Origin of the sequence: Bacillus cereus group sp. MYBK5-2 (assembly GCF_051915685.1) — a bacterium.
Taxonomy (GTDB): domain Bacteria; phylum Bacillota; class Bacilli; order Bacillales; family Bacillaceae_G; genus Bacillus_A; species Bacillus_A cereus.
In genome coordinates this window covers 903,081-921,652 of sequence record NZ_JBQAFE010000001.1, presented here as the reverse complement: position 1 = coordinate 921,652, position 18,572 = coordinate 903,081, and the positions used below count along the sequence as shown (strand labels likewise).

Sequence of the window (18,572 nt, the reverse complement as noted above, 5' to 3'; positions counted from 1 at the left end):
TTATGATTCTATTTCATGAAAATATGAAGAATTTATTCTTTTCTATTGAGGTAAAGCATCATATACATATGGATCAGTTGGCTTATTAATTTTCTCGATTTTGTTTACTTTTACAAGTGGAAAGACTGTTCCTTTATATGTCGTTTCATCTAATAATCCTGTTATTTTCACCCATGTTTCTTCTGGAATTTTTTCAATATTTTTCCCGGTAACAATCATCCCCCAGACTGATGCATCCGCAATACAACAAGTTATACCATATCGAGCCACTACTGCTTTATTACCCGTCACATCTTTATCCTTATATATAAACCCTAAAAATGTAATTTCTTTTCCTTTAAACCAATTAACATTTTGACCAATTACATTCATTGTTTGAACATAGTCCTTATCCTTTACTTGTAGTTTACGCTGTCCTAACATACTTTTTACTACTTGCTCTTCCGTTTTATAAGTCGTTGCTAAATTTGATGTTTCTTCTGGATCAACTGATACTTCTCGCCCATCAAACTTAACCTGTTTCCCCTCTTTTTCGTTCCTTTCCAGACTTCTCGCCTGTACACTTTGATTCATACCCCTTTTTCCTGCTAAACTTCCATCAATTGTTACACTTCCAAAGAGAAAAGCACTAACTATCGGAACAACAAATAAAACATATACAAAGAAACTTTTTATCCCTGATTTTGATGTTGTATGATGTTTACAACAATTACAATCATGCTGTTTTTCTCTTCCATCTCCCCAAACTTGTACAATACCAAAAATTAAAATTACTACAAAAGCTATATACGTAAATTTGATCATTTTTGGAGCAATAAAATTATAAATATTCCCTGTTACAAGTAGTTTAAATAAGAGCATTGCTAAACCAATTAAAATAATGCCACGAATATAGCAATGATATGCCTTCTGCTCCTCGTTCCCCATTCTTTCTCACCTCCTATAACATTATGATTTGCAGAATGGTATACACAGATACAATGACAATTCCCATCAAAAAGAATACAAATCTCTTTTGAAAATACGCAAATAGCATTAACGTATTTTTCATATCAAGCATAGGCCCAAACACAAGAAATGCAAGAAGTGCCTTTACCGAGAAAACATGTCCAAAAGATGCCGCTATAAAAGCATCGGCTGCAGAGCAAATTGATAAAACATAACCAAATCCCATCATAATAAAGGGGGCAATTACTTCGTTATGTGCTACTGCATCCAGTATATTCCGATCAAAAAACGTTTGAAATACACTTGCTAAAAAAGCACCAATCAATAAATACTTACCAGTATCAAAAAACTCATCTACAATGTGATTCATAACATCTTTCCAACTCTTTTTTTTGCTTGTTTGAACTGAAACCTCTACGTCTTTTAAAACATTTCTTTCGCGATAGCAATAATACACAATTAGACCTATGAATAGAGCAACTAGAATTGTTATCCCAAAGCGTGCATATACAACGTAATCATTTTTTGGAAACGCATATACAGTAGATAAAAGAACAACTGGATTCATAATGGGTGCACTCATTAAAATAACAATGCCTACATGAAGTGGTAACCCCTTTTGAATGAGCCTTCTTACAATTGGTATAATGACACATTCACACATTGGAAAAAGAACTCCCACAAATACTGCTGGAATCATTGCAACAATTGGAGATTTCGGCATTACTTTTTGAATCATATCTTCCGTCACAAACACTTGAATACATGAAGAAACAATGACCCCTAATAAAATAAAAGGTATTGCTTCAAAAATGATACTTAAAAATACCGTATTTACATTCAACCATTCCTGCGGCATATTTTTATGCAAATTTACTAGACTTGTAAAATCTACAAAAAATAATAAAAAGAGAAACATAGCGATAAGAGCTATGCCTACTACTTCTTTTGAAACTCTATTAAAGACCAAGCTTCTCGCCTCCATTTTATTTATATGTAAACATATGCTTGTCCAAATGCTTCATACTACAGCACAAATTTTATAGTCTATTTCTATTCTTAAATCGTAATCATTATGATTTATTATTGATTTTTCTTTTCCCATCGTTTAACATAAAACGTAATTATTACGATTTAAAGGAGAGATCATTTCATGAAAAAAGTACCTATCACTGTATTAAGTGGTTTTTTAGGATCTGGAAAAACTACCTTACTACATCACATTTTGACTAATAAGAATAACTTAAAAGTAGCTGTTATCGTTAATGATATGAGCGAAGTAAACATTGATGCATCTCTTATAAAAAAGGGTGGTTTTTCACGTACGGAGGAAAAACTAGTAGAAATTCAAAATGGCTGTATTTGTTGTACACTACGAGAAGATTTAATGATAGAAGTGAATCGTCTTGTGGAAAATGGTGATATTGACTATATTATTATTGAATCTTCTGGTATAAGTGAGCCTATTCCAGTTGCTCAAACGTTTACTTATACAGACGAAGTTCTTAACATTGATTTAACGAAAAATTGTCGTCTCGATACGATGGTTACAGTTGTAGATGCAAATAGATTTTGGGATGATTTTGCAGATGGAGAAAGTTTATTAGACCGAAAACAAGCAATCGATGAGAATGATACCCGGGAAGTTATTGATTTATTAATAGATCAAATTGAGTTTGCAAACGTAATTATTCTTAATAAGATAGATTTGCTAGAAAAAGAAGATGTGATAGAGCTTCATCATTTACTAAAAAAATTAAATCCTAATGCAAAAGTTCTTGAATCTTCGTTTAGCAAAGTACCATTACAAGAAATTTTAAACACAAATCTATTTAATTATGAAGAAGCCAGTCAATCGGCCGGCTGGATACAAGAATTAAATAGTGACCATCATACACCGGAAACGGAAGAATACGGTATCAATTCCTTTGTTTACCGCCGCAAATATCCTTTCCATCCCAAGCGCCTTATGAATTGGCTAGAAAAATGGCCTTTAGATGTTGTAAGAGCGAAAGGATTCTTCTGGCTGGCATCTCGTAATAATATGATAGGGCTTCTATCTCAAGCAGGTTCCTCTATTACAATTCAAGGAGCCGGTGAGTGGATAGCGGCATTACCTGAAACTGAAAGAAATCAAATGATTACAGAAGAACCAGAAGTATTGAAAAACTGGGATAAACAATATGGAGATCGAATAACCGAACTCGTATTTATCGGAATTGATATGAACCGTTCTTTAATTGAACAATCATTAGATAGTTGTCTATTAACAGAGAAAGAAATGAAACAAAACTGGAATACATTTATTGATCCTATCCCGGCTTTTACTTATACTTCATAATAATTAATAAAAGGCTTCAGTAGAATGAAGCCTTTTTACTTTATAGCACTCTTGTTTAATAGGTTTGCTTTAATTATAAATACAATTGTACCTAAAACAATTAATATAGCATATACGATACCAACTACCCCCCCTATTTTTTCTAAGCCAAGCGGTAATATTATAGTAGCAACTCCAACTATATAAGAAAATGCTCCTGAAAGCTTCGCTAATTTATTTTTATCTCCAACAAACGTTTCTTCTTGATATCCTGCTAACAAAAACAACCTCTTTTTCACATGTATTTGATACCCTAAAAAAATGATAAGTAACCCAACAAATAAACAAACTAAAAATCCAGCTAACATATACTCCCCCTCCTCTACAATATTTTACTATACATAAAAAACAAATTAGAAATTTCAGTTTATTGATGAGTCATTCTGTGATATATTGCATATTGTATTCAATTTGTATTTTTAGAAAGGAGAATTTTAGATCATATGGATTCAAATCGATTAAAAGGAATTATAATGGTCATAATCGGTGCTTGTTTATGGGGCTTGTCTGGTACAGCTGCACAACAACTTTTTCAATATGACAATGTTTCAACCGAATGGTTAGTTACGATCCGTTTACTTATATCTGGAATTATTTTGCTCATTATTTCCTCATTCGGAACGAGAAAAAAAGAGATATTTGGCATTTGGAAACAAAAATCTGATGCTATTAAAATGATTTTGTTTGGTCTATTCGGTATGCTTGCTGTACAGTATACGTATTTCGCTTCAATTAAAGAAGGAAATGCTGCCGTGGCAACATTATTACAATATTTAGCTCCTATATTCATCACTGTATACTTACTTTTCAAATGGAACGTTCGTCCATCAAAAATTGATTTCATTTCAATTACCCTTTCATTAGTAGGCACTTTTCTCTTACTAACAAACGGGTCTGTTCATAACTTGGCTGTTTCTACACCAGCTATTATTTGGGGTATTTTATCTGGATTATCTCTCGCTTTTTATAGTTTATATTCAAAGGAATTGTTAGAAAAATGGTCTTCCTCCGTTATCGTTGGATGGGGCATGATTATTGGGGGTATTGGTGTAACGATTGTACACTTTATTTCTACAAACGAATTCATTTTATTATCAACTATGAAATATGTAAAACTAAGTACCCTACCGCTCATCACATTTGTCGTCATTTTCGGGACACTTATTGCCTTTTATTTATACTTAGACAGCATACGATACCTGACTCCGAAAGAAACAACATTATTTGGTTGCACAGAACCACTCGCAGCTATTATTTCTTCTGTACTTATATTGCACGTGCCATTTCAATCTTTTCAGTTATTAGGCGCTTTTTGTGTCATTGTAATGGTGCTCATCTTAAGCCAAAAGCCGGATGAAGGGAAACAAAAATTAAAGCTTGTTCATGCAAAAAAGGAAAATATACAATGAAAGGATTGAATTCACTATGCCTGTCCCTCAAAATTATAAAAAACCAGGAAGAATTTCAGCAAAATCACTCGTTTTAAATCAACTACAAAATTGGATTATTGAAGGTGTACTGAAGCCCAATGAAAAAATTAATGATGGGGAATTGGCTGAGGCACTAGGAGTAAGCAGAACACCTGTAAGAGAAGCACTTCAAATATTAGAGCTTTCTGGATTAGTGGAAATGGTACCAGGGCAAAAAACAAAAATTGCTCCTATTAAGTTAGACGACGTATCTATCATTTATGAAACGATGGCTGGTCTTCACTCTATTATAGGAAAGCAAGCTCTTCAAAACATTACAGACGCTGATATTCAACTACTTTCTGAAATAAATGATCATTTTCAGCACTCTATAGAGAAAAAAAACGCAAAACAAGCTTTAGAATTAGATATACAATTCCACAATACAATTTCTTCTATTGCTAAAAACCAATATATTGAACCCTTTTTAGAAAATATGCAACTTCACGTTTTACGTCTTGAATATTTGTTTTTCCAAAACTTTGTTCCAGCAAGTCAATCTATTGAAGAACATCACTCTATCATTCAAGCATTACAGAAGCAGGACGAAAAACAAATGGAACAAATAATGACCCAAAACTGGCTCCGTCCCATGAAAGAAATACAAAAAATAATTTCTACGAAATAAAAGGAGAGCTGGTTACACAAAATCGTAACCAGCTCTCCTTTGACTAATCTATATAGCTATGCCTGAACATTTGCATAATCTTCCATATCTTCGTACTCTTTTTCCAATTCCTCTAAAGACAGCTCGTATAATTGTCGGTCGCGAATCTTAAACACACCTGCCCCAATTAACTCATCAATTAAATGCCTCTTACGATTTTCAACAGCAAAACGGAGTTGACTACTCATCTTTTAAAAAACTCCTTTCTACAATCATTGAAAATGATAATCTTTATCAATTACCACTTTTGATTATAAAAGATGACTCTTTATAAGTAAAGTAATTTCATGAAATATTTACCTTGCAAAGTATTTGTGGCCACATTATATATATGTATGCCGTGCGAAAAATGTTATGACACTTTTTCTTATCCTTTTTCTTTCATACTTTGCAAGTTGTCTCATCGTGATGAAATTCACCATCTATTTCTACTTGAATGGTGACATGTTCTACATGAAATTTCTCCTTTAATACATACGTAGCCTCTTTTAATACACTTTGCGTTTCATTCCCTTTAATAATAAGATGACATGTTAATACTTGAAAATCTGATGTGACAGACCATATGTGCAAATCATGAACTTCTTTGACAATCGGAATATTTAATAACGTACTTTTTACCTCTTCAACATTTATGTGCTGTGGTGCACCTTCCATTAATATATGAACCGTATCACGTGTTACACGCCATCCACTAATAATGACTAAAATAGACACAAGAATACTAGCAATCGCATCTGCAGCAGTCCATCCGAAAAATTTAATAAGTAACGCAGCAATAATCGCTCCGACGGAACCCAATAGATCGCCTAGTACGTGCAGGAAAGCACTTCTTAAATTCAAATTACCTTTTACATCTCCGCCTCTCATTAATATCCAAGCTGATAAAATATTAATAAGCAGACCAAGGACTGCAATAATGAGCATCCCATTACTAGCAATCTCAACTGGTTCTTTAAAACGACGGATTGCTTCAATAAAAATGTATACCGAAATGACAATAAGAACGACACCGTTACATAATGCTGCTAACATTTCGACTCGCTTATACCCGTATGTTTTCGCAGTTGTTGCTGTTTTTTCTCCGAGTTTAAACGCAAGTAAACTTAAAGCTAAAGATACTGCATCACTTAGCATATGCCCCGCGTCAGATAGTAGTGCTAAGCTATTTGTTACAAATCCACCAACAACTTCTGCAATCATAAAACTTGTTGTTAGTAGGAAGGCAATTAGTAACGCCTTTTTATTTTTTGAATGACCATGATCATGCGAATGTCCCATACTTATACTCCTTTAAGTACAATATCTGTATGTTAGTATGAAACAAACTCCCCATCTTTATCCCGAATTGACTGATTGTAAACGCCCGCTTCCTCTGTATACACACTTCGCTATTTTTTAAACAATCCCTTTTTCTCAAATAAAACAAGACTACTTCTTTTTTATTTTCATATTGTTTACTAATGAAAGAATTTTTAAGGAGGTTACTTAAATGAAACGTTTATTTCTCTGTATGGAACGTGAACTTGTTGTAGTGAAAGAACACAATGATAACTATGAAACGACTTATCACTTACAAAATATGCAACCTACCTGTATCGCTGTTGATCCATTTCAAAAGAATCGTGTATATTGCGGAACATTTGGACGAGGTCTATGGTTAAGTGACGATAGGGGGGATTCATGGAGACCAATTGGAGATTCTTATCGTTACTTTGATTTCCCTAAAGAAGATGGTATTTTGCACTCCTCTATCACTTCCATAACAATAAGCTCAAATGAACAAGTTAACGGATATGGTGTCGTTTATGTCGGCACAGAACCGAGCGCTTTATTTCGCTCTGAAAATGGTGGTGAAACGTGGACTGAACTTAAAAATATGAAATCATTATTATCTTCTTATACGTGGGCATTTCCGCCTAGACCTTTTACCCATCACGTACGCTGGATTACAGTTGACCCAAATAACCCTAATACAATACACGTTTCAATCGAAGCTGGTGCTGTTATTCAAAGTAACGATAAAGGGCATACATGGATTGATAAAAAATTCGGTGCTCCTATCGATGCTCATCAATTACTTATGCACCCTAAAGCACCAAATCGCCTTTATGCATCATGTGGTGACGGATTTATGGGCGGACCTGATCGTGCTTATCTTGAGAGTTATAACAATGGAAACAGTTGGATCTCATGTAGTGCAGGACTTGAACATCATTATTTATACAGCATGGCTATCGATCCAGCTGATTGTGATACGATTCTCGTTTCTGCTGCGCCAAGTGCTGATCTCGCTCATCATCGTATCCCTTATGAATCTTATATTTATCGAAAAACGAAAGATACTCCGTTCCAGCAAGTACAACAAGGACTACCATCTGCAATCGGTACAGTCATTTCGATGTTTGCTACAAACGAAGCCGAACCACATACGTTTTACACGTTAAATAACAATGGCGTCTTTCAATCCAATGATAGCGGCGAATCGTGGGAACAACTAAACATTCCGTGGAAAGATGAATATAAAACGCAGCATCCGCATGCACTACTCGTCACTAGTTCTTAACGAAAAAAGACTGCCTAATCGTTTTAGGCAGTCTTTCTTTTATTTCTTTAAATCAATTACGATATCATCTAGAACAATATCTTTGCTCTTCGCTTCTTTTTTTGGTACTTCTATTTTCTTCTCGATTCCATTAATAAATTCCACTCCACCAAAGTTTTCTGGTGTATGAACTCTTAAATTAACATGAGGTGTAATAATAAGTTTCGTTGCATTTTCGCTCAGTTTTTGGAATGTAGCACTCCAACTACTTTTATGTGGCTCTGCTACTGTACTACTTCCACCATTGCCTTGACCTGCATATTGATTTCCTAAATCATCTTTTATTTCTAATTCCACATCAGCGCTATCCCATATACTTCTTAACGCCTTAGATTCTTCTTGATTATAAAAAACGATAAAGGACATCGAGGTTACTTCCATTTTGTCTATATTTACTTTTATTAATTTATTTTCAGAACTTCCTTTAAGTTTCACTTCTTTACTGTCCATCGCATTTAAAGAAAGCGCAAAATTCCAGTTCCCTTTAATTGATTGTGTTCCATCTACTGTTTCTATCTTATCTATCTCCCACTTGACATTTGCAGCATCCATTTTTATACCATCAACATCAGTTGCTGTACTCATACCTACGTATTTCTTGTCATCCACTTTTGTAATTTTAGAACTACCAGTCGTACCATTAAATCCGGCAATTTGTAAAAATTCTATTACATTTGGATTTTCTCCTAAATCCTTATCACTTTCAATAGAATATGTTATCGTTACAGTTCTTCCGTTAAAAACAGCATCATTGAGTGTAACCTTAACTCCATTACTCTCTCTCGTCATATTCAACTCAGTCGAAAATTCTTTATAATTTTCATATAACCCCGTTCTACCATTATCTAAAAATCGGAATATGTCACCTACAATTGGCAACCCTCCAGCATATGTAGGAAAACCGATACCAAGAGTTGCAACTGATAATCCTACTAAAATAGATGCAGCAGCGACACCTTTTTTCCAACTTTTCATCTTTTTCTTCGTACGTATCGATTGTTTTACATTTCGTTTTACTTTTTCCTTTTCAATTTCAGAAGCCTCAATTTCTTCTAGTTCTTTTTCATCTATATCAATATCATTTAATAGTTCATAAATGTCTTTCATATTGCACTACCTCCAAAACTAATATTCGTAGCATTTTGTTGTAGTTTCTTTTTCCCCCGGTACACTCGATTATCAATTGCTGCCCGAGTTAATCCTAACTTGCCACCTATTTCCTCTGTCTTCATACCAAGTAAATATTTCATAATGAACACCTTTTGATCTAGCGGTTCTAATTGATTAATGAGCTTCAATAATTCTTCCCTATCTTCCATAACGATTAATTCGTCTTCTGCTGATTTTTCTGTACTGATATGAAACTCATCTGAAATGATTTCTACTGTTTTAGTCGATTTCCGGTAATAATCAATTGCTTTAAACTTCGCAATCGCTGCAATCCACTTTTTAAAATCACTCGGCTCTCCATGAAATTTATTTGCGTTATTCCAAATGGAAAGAAATATATCGTTTATACATTCCTCTATGAGTCCATCATTTTGAATTGGGAGTAGAACTTTATGCGTGATCCCCTTTATGAGTGGTAAGTATGTATCGACAACAAATTCTAACGCGTCTTCTTTTTGCCGCTGTAATCTTTTTATAAAATTTTTCTCATTTGATTTCATGTAGCGATTCCCCTTATTGTTTTGTAAAAGCTTTTACATCCTATATAACGTCTCAAAAAATTTTTTCTCTCATCTTTTTTATTTTTTGTATGTAATGGAATACTTTCCCTTAGCCATTGTCTCACATAACTATGCGTTCAAAGAAAATTTTCTCAAGTCTGTAATTTAATTCATGTAGTACACTATTTATATAGTCATTTTTTAACTTGATGTACATTTTATTTCGTTAATCTACTATTTTAATTTAGGAGATGAGATGTGTATGTGTGGAATTACAGGTTGGGTAGATTGGAAGGAAGACCTTTCAAATCAACATGTTATTTTAAAAAAGATGGCAAATAGTATTCAGCATCGTGGTCCAGATGCTGAAGGATTTTGGTTTTCACCTCGCGCAGCTTTTGCACACCGCCGATTAATCGTAATAGATCCTAAAGGAGGAACGCAGCCAAAAACATTTCGTGCTGGTGATTATACTTATGCTCTTACTTATAATGGAGAAATTTATAATTTCCGTGAACTTAGAGAGCAGCTTCAAAAATGTGGGCATGCATTTGAAACCCATTCAGATACAGAAGTATTACTACATGCTTATTTAGAATGGAAAGAAGACTGCGTACGACATTTAAACGGAATTTTCGCTTTTGCCTTATGGGATGATCAGAAGCAACAATTGTTTTTAGCACGAGATCATTTAGGTGTAAAACCACTCTTTTTTACAGAAAGAAATGGCAGTATTATTTTCGGCTCTGAAATTAAAGCATTATTAGCGCATCCATCTGTCCCTGCTGAAATTGATGCGGATGGAATTAATGAAATATTTGGATTAGGCTTATTTCGCACTCCAGGATGTGGCGTCTTTAAAAATATTCAAGAAGTACGTGCTGGACATTCTATAACATTTACACGTCATAAAAAAGTAGTTACGAAGTATTGGAATTTAGAAAGTAAGTTCCATACAGACTCTATAGAAGATACATCTTCGCATATTTTATCTATTTTACAAGATACAGTAAAAAGACAATTAATTGCCGATGTTCCTCTCGTTTGTATGTTATCAGGCGGATTAGACTCTAGCGGTATTACTGCACTTGCGGGTAAAGAATTTGCTGCTGAAAATAAAACACTTCATACGTATTCTGTTGACTTTGTAAATAGCGCAAAAGACTTCGAACTGACATTTGCTCGCACTGGTTTAGATGCACCTTGGGTAAAACGCGTTTCTGAACATGTCGGGACAGCGCATCATGATATTATTGTGAATGCTGAAGAATTAGCAAATCAATTATTCGTTCCCCTTCATGCAAAAGATTTACCGAGTGCTGGTGAAATGGAAACTTCACTATATTTACTATTTTGCGAAATGAAAAAAGATGCGACCGTAGCTTTATCCGGCGAATCGGCTGATGAAGTATTCGGTGGATATCCTTGGTTTCATCAAGAAGAACTACTATATGTAGATAAGTTTCCTTGGCTAACAAATTGGAAAAATACATCTCCTCTTCTACTAAATGAAGTAAGTAACCAATGTAATCTAGAAGACTATATTGATACACGATTCCAAGAGGCGATACTTGAAGTACCTACTCTTGAAGGCGAAAGTAAAAAATCCGCGAAACAACGTCAAATGTTTTATTTATTTTTAACACGATTCCTTCCTTTCTTACTTGACCGTAAAGATCGCATGAGTATGGCTGTTGGATTTGAAGTTCGTGTACCGTTTTGTGATTATAGATTAGTTGAATATTTATGGAATGTTCCTTTCAACATAAAAAGTATTGATAATATTGAAAAAGGCATTTTACGTAGAGCACTACAACCAGCTTTACCTGACGATGTACGCAATAGAAGAAAAAGCGCTTATCCAACTTCACAAGATCCACTCTACTTACAAACAATCCGTAATTTAACACTTGATATGTGTAACAATAAAAACAATCCTATTTTCTCACTTATTAACCATTCCGTCTTACTTTCAATTGCTGATCAAAGTAATAAAGAGATTAACAATTTTGAGGCAAGAAGTGCCATGGAGTATATGCTACAAGTAAATGAATGGTTGAAAACATATCACATCCATATTGCTTAGCAAAAAGGAGTTCAAGGATAAAAACCTTGAACTCCTTTTATATTAATTAGCACATTGTTTATTATCAGTATCAATAGACCATCCAATAATCGTGGCACAGTCTCTACCTTTCCACTGCAGTACATTTGTTAATACGGGCTCAATCTGCAAGCTATTTCCGTCGTGCAATATTTCTACTAAAGATTGATCATCATCAAACCTTCGTTTGTCACACTCTAAAATACCGTCCGTTGCCATTACAATGTGATTCATTCCTTTTTCTAATCCTCTTACACCTGACGTAAAGCAAGGTGTATTTGCTGCAAAAATATTTTTCCTGCCAATATATTCGTAATTCTTCCGTTTATTTAATCGTCCTTTTCCATTTTTCGTTTTCTCAGAATGGAATAAATACGCGAAACAATCACCAACTGATAACCAATATAAAAATTCGCCTTTTCGTAAACAAATTAAGCAAGCGAGTTCCTCATCATCTTGATCACACTTTTTAATAAATAACTCATCTGTAAATAACGCTAATAAGTACATATGTGTATGATGGAAAGCTAAATGTATTGGATATGAGAATAACTCTTTTAGTTTTTCTTTTCTTTCCGAAATCGCTTCTATTATATAATCTATATTTTTTGTTTTGTGATGTGTATCAAAAATCATAACAAATTCAAATTGTAATTCAGGATCCCACCAAGCCAGCACCGCATCTCCTCGTTCATATGCATCACTCTCTTGATTTCCCCCATATACGCCGACTGAAAGAGGACCACATTTTTCAACATGTATTTCATCTACATACATCTGTTCATGACTAATCCATTTGAATGTATTCACAGCTATCATCCTCTCTCTTGCTAAATGTATACCTTTACACATAGATTACCTTATATTTCAATAAAAATAAACTTTTTCAACATTTTTTATCCAAATAAAAGGATTTTATTTCTAAAACAACGAATATATCTTACTATACGATATAAAAAAGGGGATTTATTATTATGAACAACATTAATCAACATTGGGAGAGCATTTATTATCACTTACGATACGAATACGAGGACAACCTTTCCCACCAAGCAATTCGTATTTTACAAATCGTTTCTCGTGAGAAAGATATAACAATTGGAAAAGTCGCTACTGAGCTTAGTCTTTCTCATAACACAGCGTCTGAACACATAAAACGCCTTATTCAAAAGGGTTTCATCGTTAAAGAGAGAAATAAAAAAGATGAAAGAGTGGTAAACCTTACATTAACAATTGAAGGAATTGAAGTATTAGAAAAACATACTTTACTAGATAAAGAAAAGATAAAAATATTAGAATCACAGTTATCAACAGAAGAACAACAATTAATTGAAAAAGCATTTTCCTTATTAGCGAAGGAGGCAAAATATGCATTTCCTCGTTAAAATAATCGTTTCGGCACTTATTATCGGCGTTATCACTGAAGTCGCTAAACATTACAGTACGATAGGTGGCTTTATTGCTGCCCTTCCTCTCGTGAGTTTACTTAGTCTATTTTGGATTTCATTCGAAGGCGGAAATAAACAAGAATTGAGTCAATTTGCTTTAGGGGTATTATATGGATTCCCCGCATCAGCACTACTATTATTTATCGTCTATATTGGTTTGAAAAATTCATTTACACTTAGTACATCTGTCCTACTTGGTATAGGTGTTTGGTGTATCGTTTTTGCTTGTCAAAAATTATTTCAAGCTTAGGAGGAATTAACATTCATAAATTTGTAGAAATAATGGGGCAAAATATAGAAGTACATATAAAAGGAGATGGTAAACAAACTGTAGTCATTCAAACCGGAATGACTTGCTCATTTTATGATTGGTTTCCTATTATAGAAAAGCTTTCAGAGCACTTTACAGTTGTTTCATACCATCGCCCAGGTTACGGAAAAAGTGATTTAGGCAATCAGCCGCGTACAATAAGGCAAGTTACAAAAGAGCTACATATGTTACTAAACAAACTAGCTATTCAAGAACCATTTATTCTAATCGGTCATTCCTATGGAGGATTATGTGCACAACATTTTGCGATGTTACATGAAGATAAGCTGCAAGCACTTATTTTAGTTGATTCTACTTCGATGAACTTACACCGTTTAGATGAACTTCATTTACCAATTTCTGATCAAACTGATTCTGATGATGTTTGGTTTCAAAAATATAATATATATTCCAAAATGGATGTAGACACACTTTATAATGAACTAAAACCTATTCTCACCGATCAATCAAAACAGCAAATTGAATTCTCTACCTCGCCTTCATTATATAAAGCGACAGCTTCTGAACTATCGGCGTGGAAAAACTGTGCTCTCTCACTAAAAGAGCTATGTAAAACATTAGAAATACCATTAATCGTTATCGGTAGAGATCCTCAATATTCTATTACTCAATTGACTAATGGTGGCATGCCAAAAGAGGAAGCAACACAACTTGAAGCAATGTGGCAAGAACTAATTCACGAACAATTACACCTCTCAACTAACAGCCAATATATTCTTGCCGAACATGCTAGTCACGGTATAGAAAATGATCGACCAGATGTTATTATTGAAGCGATTCATTTCTTACAAATCAAAAAAGGAAGCAACTAAAGCTGCTTCCTTACTTATCTATTCATAATCTTCTTCATCATCGATTTCTTCGTAATATGAACTCCCATTACTTACATATATAGGGCCATTCGCAACATCAATACGTAGTACCCACGCCCATGGCACAGCTAAACGTTTATGTATCGCTCGCCAAAAGCTCATTGATTTTCTTTCGTACTCCTGGAACTCCTGAAGTAACTCTTTGTAGGAGGAACCGTCTAACTGAATATTTGCTTCTAACAAACGAGAATGGGCATAGTACTGTAACTCTAGTTCAGCAGCAATTTCCATTTCTTCTTCCGTTGCCATACCAATAATTGTTCCATCTTCTGGTGCAATTTCATATACGTTTTGAACTTCAATAAGCCCTTCTTTCTCTTTCTCAAACATGTAAACAGCCTCCTTTAACATATATTTTTTATGTTACAAAGTCATACTTCTACAATAACTTCTCTCTTTCCTCTTTTTTTGATAAACTTTTACAAAATATTTAACCGATGACCTGTTTTCTCTATTCTTTCAGCAGAAATGAAACGATTTTTATCAAAATTTAATTGATACACATCAGGCATATGAAGTGTTTTCCAAAACTCAAGATCATATTTCGAATTAAAATAATTCATGAGTAATACCATAATATTTCCATGCGTACCTATTACAATCTTCTTACCTTCATATTGTTTTAATATATTTTGCATACATATTACAGCACGCCTTTGTGCGACATCATTCGATTCTCCGCCTTCGTATGCAAAACTCCAATCTTCCCACACATTCTGCATAGCATCATTAAAATTTGATACCGGCTCTGTGCTCAATAATCTTTCACGCAAATCTTCTTCTGTTTGTATTGATAATTTATATGTATTCGCAATTCCTTGTACAGTTTGGATTGCTCTTTTGTACGGACTAGAAATAACAACATCAATATGTTTATCTTTTAATAAATGCGTTACATTCTCTGCATCACAGTGCCCTTTTTCAGATAAAGGTCGTTCCCGTTCTTCTTTTGTATATGTAGAATGGGCATGGCGAACAAAATATATTGTTGTCATTTTTCAACCTCCTTTCTTATTTTCAATCTATATTCAATAATAAGATTGGAAAATCCTGTATTACAAAAGAGCGCTTTTCATAAGCGCCTTTTGTTTACATAATAAAATTATTTCATTATAATTTATTTCTGAATTCCTCACTTATGACAATATCTCGAATAAAGTAATCCATATTACTTAGAAGTTTTTCAAATGCTTTTTCACTCAAATTGTTCATCATAAAGACAATCTCAATCTTATTCCCTTTTTTATCAGTACCATAGAAACTATTTGTTAATACAAATGCCGTAGAACCACCTTTCTGTCCAGCAAATTCGAACATACCCTCTCCTACGGTTCCTTTAAATATATTCTCAATCTCACCTTGCATTTGTGGTGTAAAATAATTTCTGCTATTTATCTTTTCCAGTAAACTCATGTAATCCTTCGCATTTGCACCTATAAACCGATCTGACCAAATACGCTGAAAGTCCATATCGACTTTTAACGATATCTCGCGTTTTGTCCATTCTTTCTCGTCTTTCATCCATTCATGTATTTGCCATACATGCTTAACATATTCATCATTAGACATATTACGTAGCTTGTCCAATGCTTTATTTTGAGGAATATGCAGTTCTTTTTCAACATAGCCCCTCATATATAATGCCCCTGTATACGTTGGATAAAATTCATCGTGACTATTTAAGCCTAACTCTTTCAAACTTTCATTTATCCGCGCTGCTCCAAGCTTGTCCAATAAATATGATGTATTCGCATTCGAACTATAATGGATCATTCCTTTCACTACTTCTTCTAAAGAATTTTGACCACCCTTCACTAACTCTTTAACTTTTACATCATCTAGCCATGCAGGGTGTGCACCACCATCAGTATTTTTCACATAGTATTTTTCTAATTCTTTCAATGAAATTTGCTCGTCTTTTCTTATTTTCCCTTCAGCTACTTGCTTAGCATATTCAATTGCTATAACGATTTTCGACATACTTGCTAGCGGTAGTTTTTCTTTTTCATTTATTGATGTCAATGTTTCACCATTTCTTTTAACAATTAAAGAAGTTGTTTTATCATCCTTATGTTCTTTTATGTAATTTAGCACATAATTAGAGTCTTCTTTGGAATTGACATATTCCTTCACTGAAAAGAAAGCTATACAGCCTACTATAGTAATTCCAGCTATAATTCCAACAACTTTTAATCCCCTCATGATAATCCCCCTAAAATAAACATATTATATATTATACTAAACAAATTTCCCTTTTTAAGTAATAATTAGATTATTTATACAAAAATACTTCTTTTCTTAAACAACAAAAAAACATGCCTTCATTAGGAAAGCATGTTTTGTGATATTCTTCACATTGTTTAGTTGAAAAATTTTACTTACCATGATGTAACATTAAATCACTAAGTTCTTCTTCAATGTGATTTAATTTCGCAACGCCTTCTTTCCATTTATGAATATAACGTGAAACCCCAACGAAAAACAAAACAATAATTGTGGAAAGAATAATACCATATACGATTGCTACAGTACTCATAGTTACACTTCCTTATAATTAGTAATGTGGTTATTAGTTATATTTTTATTATAAACCTTTTTCTTTCAAAATACTTCAATTTCAACTTTTTGTAACAAAATTGATTTTTCTAACATTTCGTTCGTAAAAATGGCATATTTTTCACAAATTATACAAAACTTCACCATATGTACTATTACCATATGAGTTATATTATTAAATAGAATAAAGGGGATGATTACTATGACGACTTGGTTTATTGTAATGTTAGTTGTATTTGGAGCATTTAAAATTATCGTTTCTAGCCTTCCTAACACTGTTATTGAATCCATTATTAGCAAGTACGAAACACATCCAAAACTTGAAGAAGAGAATGTGACTATTACAATTCACGGAAATAACGTAGAAGGCGAACAGAAATCAAAAATTATTCATGATTTTAACGAAGGTTTATTTTTAGATCGCTATTATGCACCACCCCATAATGAAGGCACGCCTTTAATTATCCATGCAAAACGTGGTAAAAAAGATTTCACATTTTATATTTACAGTCATGAAGAGCATGTTGATGTTGTAAAACAATATAAAAAGAAGGTAGTTGCTTATAGTTTACGCTCTAAAAATCTTCAAAATAGTGATATGTTCGTGTCAGCTGATTTAGCTTAATACTCATATATTAGAAAAAGGAATCCACGAAATATGGATTCCTTTTTTCTCATTTACTGAAAAATAAGCTCTGTCTTTAAACTATCTTTCGGTAACAACCAGCCTTTTTTCTCTAAACCCGCCATTAATAATTCCCTTTGTTTTGTCACAATACTTTCTTCATTTGTTTTAAATGACACTTCTATTACGAAGTCATCTTCTAATTTCCCAGTATTACTTAATGGCCAAATTTCAATATTTGCTTTTATGTTTTCAAACTCTCCTGTATATCGCTTCATTAATACAGGACCGTAAATACGGGAATTCTTTAACATCTCTTCTCCCCAATTTGTATACAACCATTTGTTCATTTTCCCTGGTAATTTTTCTATTAACATGTTTTGAGCAGCTTGTTCATTTGGTAAATCAAGTATCCCATATCCTTTAGCACTGTAGCTTTTCTTATTTGAAATGCTTAATGTTTTCTTCTCAAATCCCCAATCTATTTCCGCCTCATAACTATCCGTATTACTATCGAATCCTTCTTTTTTAGCTACTTCTAGTGCATCTTGAATTACACCATTTTGAATAGGATATCTTTTTTTATATGTTAGTTCAAAATCTTTACTAAATTCTTTCTTTCGAATTCTAGCAAACCAACCTTCATCACTTAAACTTTTATTCGCAGTATCTAAAAATTGCACTTGTATTCTTTCATATTTTGTACCAGCCTGGAAATGTTCTAGCACCTCTTGCTTCATCTCTTTGTTATAACCTAATACTTGTTCTGGCTTTAATAATAACTTCACTTCAAAACTAGGTTTCATTGGACTAGCAGTAAACCCTTCCTTAACGTTATAAAGGAAACAACAAAAGAAAATGCTTACGAATACAAATACTTTTTTCATATACCTATCC

General features: G+C 33.4%; 23 protein-coding genes. 9 read left to right on the top strand and 14 right to left on the bottom strand.

Annotated features, from left to right (window positions below; translation table 11 throughout):
- Positions 1 to 42: 42 nt before the first annotated feature.
- Both ACTFP3_RS05035 and ACTFP3_RS05030 read right to left on the bottom strand, forming a co-directional pair.
- Positions 43 to 927, bottom strand: coding sequence for a TIGR03943 family putative permease subunit (locus tag ACTFP3_RS05035; protein WP_000526067.1), 885 nt, complete (start codon positions 925 to 927; stop codon positions 43 to 45).
- 13 nt (positions 928 to 940) lie between these two features.
- A complete protein-coding gene (locus ACTFP3_RS05030) occupies positions 941 to 1,933 on the bottom strand; it encodes a permease (RefSeq protein WP_172804185.1) in 993 nt (330 codons plus the stop codon).
- 168 nt (positions 1,934 to 2,101) lie between these two features.
- Between ACTFP3_RS05030 and ACTFP3_RS05025 the strand changes: the two genes are divergently transcribed.
- Positions 2,102 to 3,289: a GTP-binding protein gene (locus ACTFP3_RS05025; protein WP_006923257.1), complete on the top strand. Its 1,188-nt coding sequence runs from the start codon at positions 2,102 to 2,104 to the stop codon at positions 3,287 to 3,289.
- A 35-nt stretch (positions 3,290 to 3,324) separates the two neighbouring features.
- Here ACTFP3_RS05025 and ACTFP3_RS05020 read toward each other — a convergent pair whose 3' ends face one another.
- Positions 3,325 to 3,636, bottom strand: coding sequence for a DUF3784 domain-containing protein (locus ACTFP3_RS05020; RefSeq protein WP_006923259.1), 312 nt, complete (start codon positions 3,634 to 3,636; stop codon positions 3,325 to 3,327).
- A 135-nt stretch (positions 3,637 to 3,771) separates the two neighbouring features.
- On the opposite strand from ACTFP3_RS05020, the gene ACTFP3_RS05015 reads away from it, so the two are divergent.
- On the top strand, positions 3,772 to 4,737 hold the full coding sequence (locus tag ACTFP3_RS05015) for a DMT family transporter (protein ID WP_000378080.1): 966 nt from the start codon (positions 3,772 to 3,774) through the stop codon (positions 4,735 to 4,737).
- A 16-nt stretch (positions 4,738 to 4,753) separates the two neighbouring features.
- Complete coding sequence (locus ACTFP3_RS05010) at positions 4,754 to 5,425, top strand: GntR family transcriptional regulator (RefSeq protein ID WP_002023787.1); 672 nt, start codon at positions 4,754 to 4,756, stop codon at positions 5,423 to 5,425.
- A gap of 56 nt (positions 5,426 to 5,481) precedes the next feature.
- Here the strand turns inward: ACTFP3_RS05010 and fbpA are convergent, their stop codons facing one another.
- Positions 5,482 to 5,652: a Fur-regulated basic protein FbpA gene (fbpA, locus tag ACTFP3_RS05005; RefSeq protein ID WP_000098303.1), complete on the bottom strand. Its 171-nt coding sequence runs from the start codon at positions 5,650 to 5,652 to the stop codon at positions 5,482 to 5,484.
- A gap of 193 nt (positions 5,653 to 5,845) precedes the next feature.
- Positions 5,846 to 6,745 (bottom strand): cation diffusion facilitator family transporter, encoded by a 900-nt coding sequence (locus ACTFP3_RS05000; protein WP_000510034.1) that lies wholly within the window; start codon positions 6,743 to 6,745, stop codon positions 5,846 to 5,848.
- A gap of 211 nt (positions 6,746 to 6,956) precedes the next feature.
- On the opposite strand from ACTFP3_RS05000, the gene ACTFP3_RS04995 reads away from it, so the two are divergent.
- Positions 6,957 to 8,030, top strand: a complete 1,074-nt coding sequence (locus tag ACTFP3_RS04995; protein ID WP_440009480.1) for a WD40/YVTN/BNR-like repeat-containing protein — start codon at positions 6,957 to 6,959, stop codon at positions 8,028 to 8,030.
- A gap of 39 nt (positions 8,031 to 8,069) precedes the next feature.
- Here the strand turns inward: ACTFP3_RS04995 and ACTFP3_RS04990 are convergent, their stop codons facing one another.
- Together ACTFP3_RS04990 and ACTFP3_RS04985 are read right to left on the bottom strand one after the other, a co-directional pair.
- A complete protein-coding gene (locus ACTFP3_RS04990) occupies positions 8,070 to 9,176 on the bottom strand; it encodes a DUF4179 domain-containing protein (RefSeq protein ID WP_440009477.1) in 1,107 nt (368 codons plus the stop codon).
- A complete protein-coding gene (locus tag ACTFP3_RS04985; RefSeq protein WP_046392557.1) occupies positions 9,173 to 9,739 on the bottom strand; it encodes a sigma-70 family RNA polymerase sigma factor in 567 nt (188 codons plus the stop codon). The genes ACTFP3_RS04990 and ACTFP3_RS04985 overlap by 4 nt, the downstream gene beginning before the upstream one ends.
- Positions 9,740 to 10,001: 262 nt before the next feature.
- Between ACTFP3_RS04985 and asnB the strand changes: the two genes are divergently transcribed.
- Positions 10,002 to 11,825, top strand: coding sequence for an asparagine synthase (glutamine-hydrolyzing) (gene asnB / locus ACTFP3_RS04980; protein ID WP_000333945.1), 1,824 nt, complete (start codon positions 10,002 to 10,004; stop codon positions 11,823 to 11,825).
- A 42-nt stretch (positions 11,826 to 11,867) separates the two neighbouring features.
- On the opposite strand, the gene ACTFP3_RS04975 is transcribed toward asnB, so the two are convergent.
- Positions 11,868 to 12,695, bottom strand: a complete 828-nt coding sequence (locus tag ACTFP3_RS04975; protein ID WP_002040904.1) for a protein phosphatase 2C domain-containing protein — start codon at positions 12,693 to 12,695, stop codon at positions 11,868 to 11,870.
- A 122-nt stretch (positions 12,696 to 12,817) separates the two neighbouring features.
- Between ACTFP3_RS04975 and ACTFP3_RS04970 the strand changes: the two genes are divergently transcribed.
- From ACTFP3_RS04970 to ACTFP3_RS04960, 3 genes are read left to right on the top strand one after another with little or no spacing between them, the layout of a single operon-like run.
- Complete coding sequence (locus ACTFP3_RS04970; protein ID WP_048656963.1) at positions 12,818 to 13,228, top strand: MarR family winged helix-turn-helix transcriptional regulator; 411 nt, start codon at positions 12,818 to 12,820, stop codon at positions 13,226 to 13,228.
- Positions 13,212 to 13,541: a DUF3147 family protein gene (locus ACTFP3_RS04965; protein ID WP_000545608.1), complete on the top strand. Its 330-nt coding sequence runs from the start codon at positions 13,212 to 13,214 to the stop codon at positions 13,539 to 13,541. Before ACTFP3_RS04970 ends, ACTFP3_RS04965 begins: the two co-directional genes overlap by 17 nt.
- Entirely contained in the window at positions 13,502 to 14,434 is a 933-nt protein-coding gene (locus ACTFP3_RS04960) for an alpha/beta fold hydrolase (protein WP_320480942.1), read from the top strand. The genes ACTFP3_RS04965 and ACTFP3_RS04960 overlap by 40 nt, the downstream gene beginning before the upstream one ends.
- An 18-nt stretch (positions 14,435 to 14,452) precedes the next feature.
- Here ACTFP3_RS04960 and ACTFP3_RS04955 read toward each other — a convergent pair whose 3' ends face one another.
- The 5 genes from ACTFP3_RS04955 to ACTFP3_RS04935 all read right to left on the bottom strand — a co-directional run bounded on the left by ACTFP3_RS04955 (position 14,453) and on the right by ACTFP3_RS04935 (position 17,212).
- The gene (locus tag ACTFP3_RS04955; RefSeq protein ID WP_000461779.1) at positions 14,453 to 14,824 is read right to left on the bottom strand and encodes a hypothetical protein; all 372 of its coding nucleotides are present in this window, start codon (positions 14,822 to 14,824) and stop codon (positions 14,453 to 14,455) included.
- Between the two features lie 89 nt (positions 14,825 to 14,913).
- Complete coding sequence (locus ACTFP3_RS04950; protein ID WP_106822501.1) at positions 14,914 to 15,489, bottom strand: histidine phosphatase family protein; 576 nt, start codon at positions 15,487 to 15,489, stop codon at positions 14,914 to 14,916.
- Positions 15,490 to 15,604: 115 nt separating this feature from the next.
- A complete protein-coding gene (locus tag ACTFP3_RS04945) occupies positions 15,605 to 16,696 on the bottom strand; it encodes a serine hydrolase (protein ID WP_440009472.1) in 1,092 nt (363 codons plus the stop codon).
- 172 nt (positions 16,697 to 16,868) lie between these two features.
- Entirely contained in the window at positions 16,869 to 17,030 is a 162-nt protein-coding gene (locus tag ACTFP3_RS04940) for a hypothetical protein (protein WP_000108701.1), read from the bottom strand.
- 65 nt (positions 17,031 to 17,095) lie between these two features.
- Complete coding sequence (locus ACTFP3_RS04935; protein ID WP_001987133.1) at positions 17,096 to 17,212, bottom strand: hypothetical protein; 117 nt, start codon at positions 17,210 to 17,212, stop codon at positions 17,096 to 17,098.
- 40 nt (positions 17,213 to 17,252) lie between these two features.
- Between ACTFP3_RS04935 and ACTFP3_RS04930 the strand changes: the two genes are divergently transcribed.
- On the top strand, positions 17,253 to 17,675 hold the full coding sequence (locus ACTFP3_RS04930) for a YfmQ family protein (protein WP_000214586.1): 423 nt from the start codon (positions 17,253 to 17,255) through the stop codon (positions 17,673 to 17,675).
- A gap of 53 nt (positions 17,676 to 17,728) precedes the next feature.
- On the opposite strand, the gene ACTFP3_RS04925 is transcribed toward ACTFP3_RS04930, so the two are convergent.
- Positions 17,729 to 18,562 (bottom strand): hypothetical protein, encoded by an 834-nt coding sequence (locus tag ACTFP3_RS04925; RefSeq protein WP_440009469.1) that lies wholly within the window; start codon positions 18,560 to 18,562, stop codon positions 17,729 to 17,731.
- Positions 18,563 to 18,572: the final 10 nt, after the last annotated feature.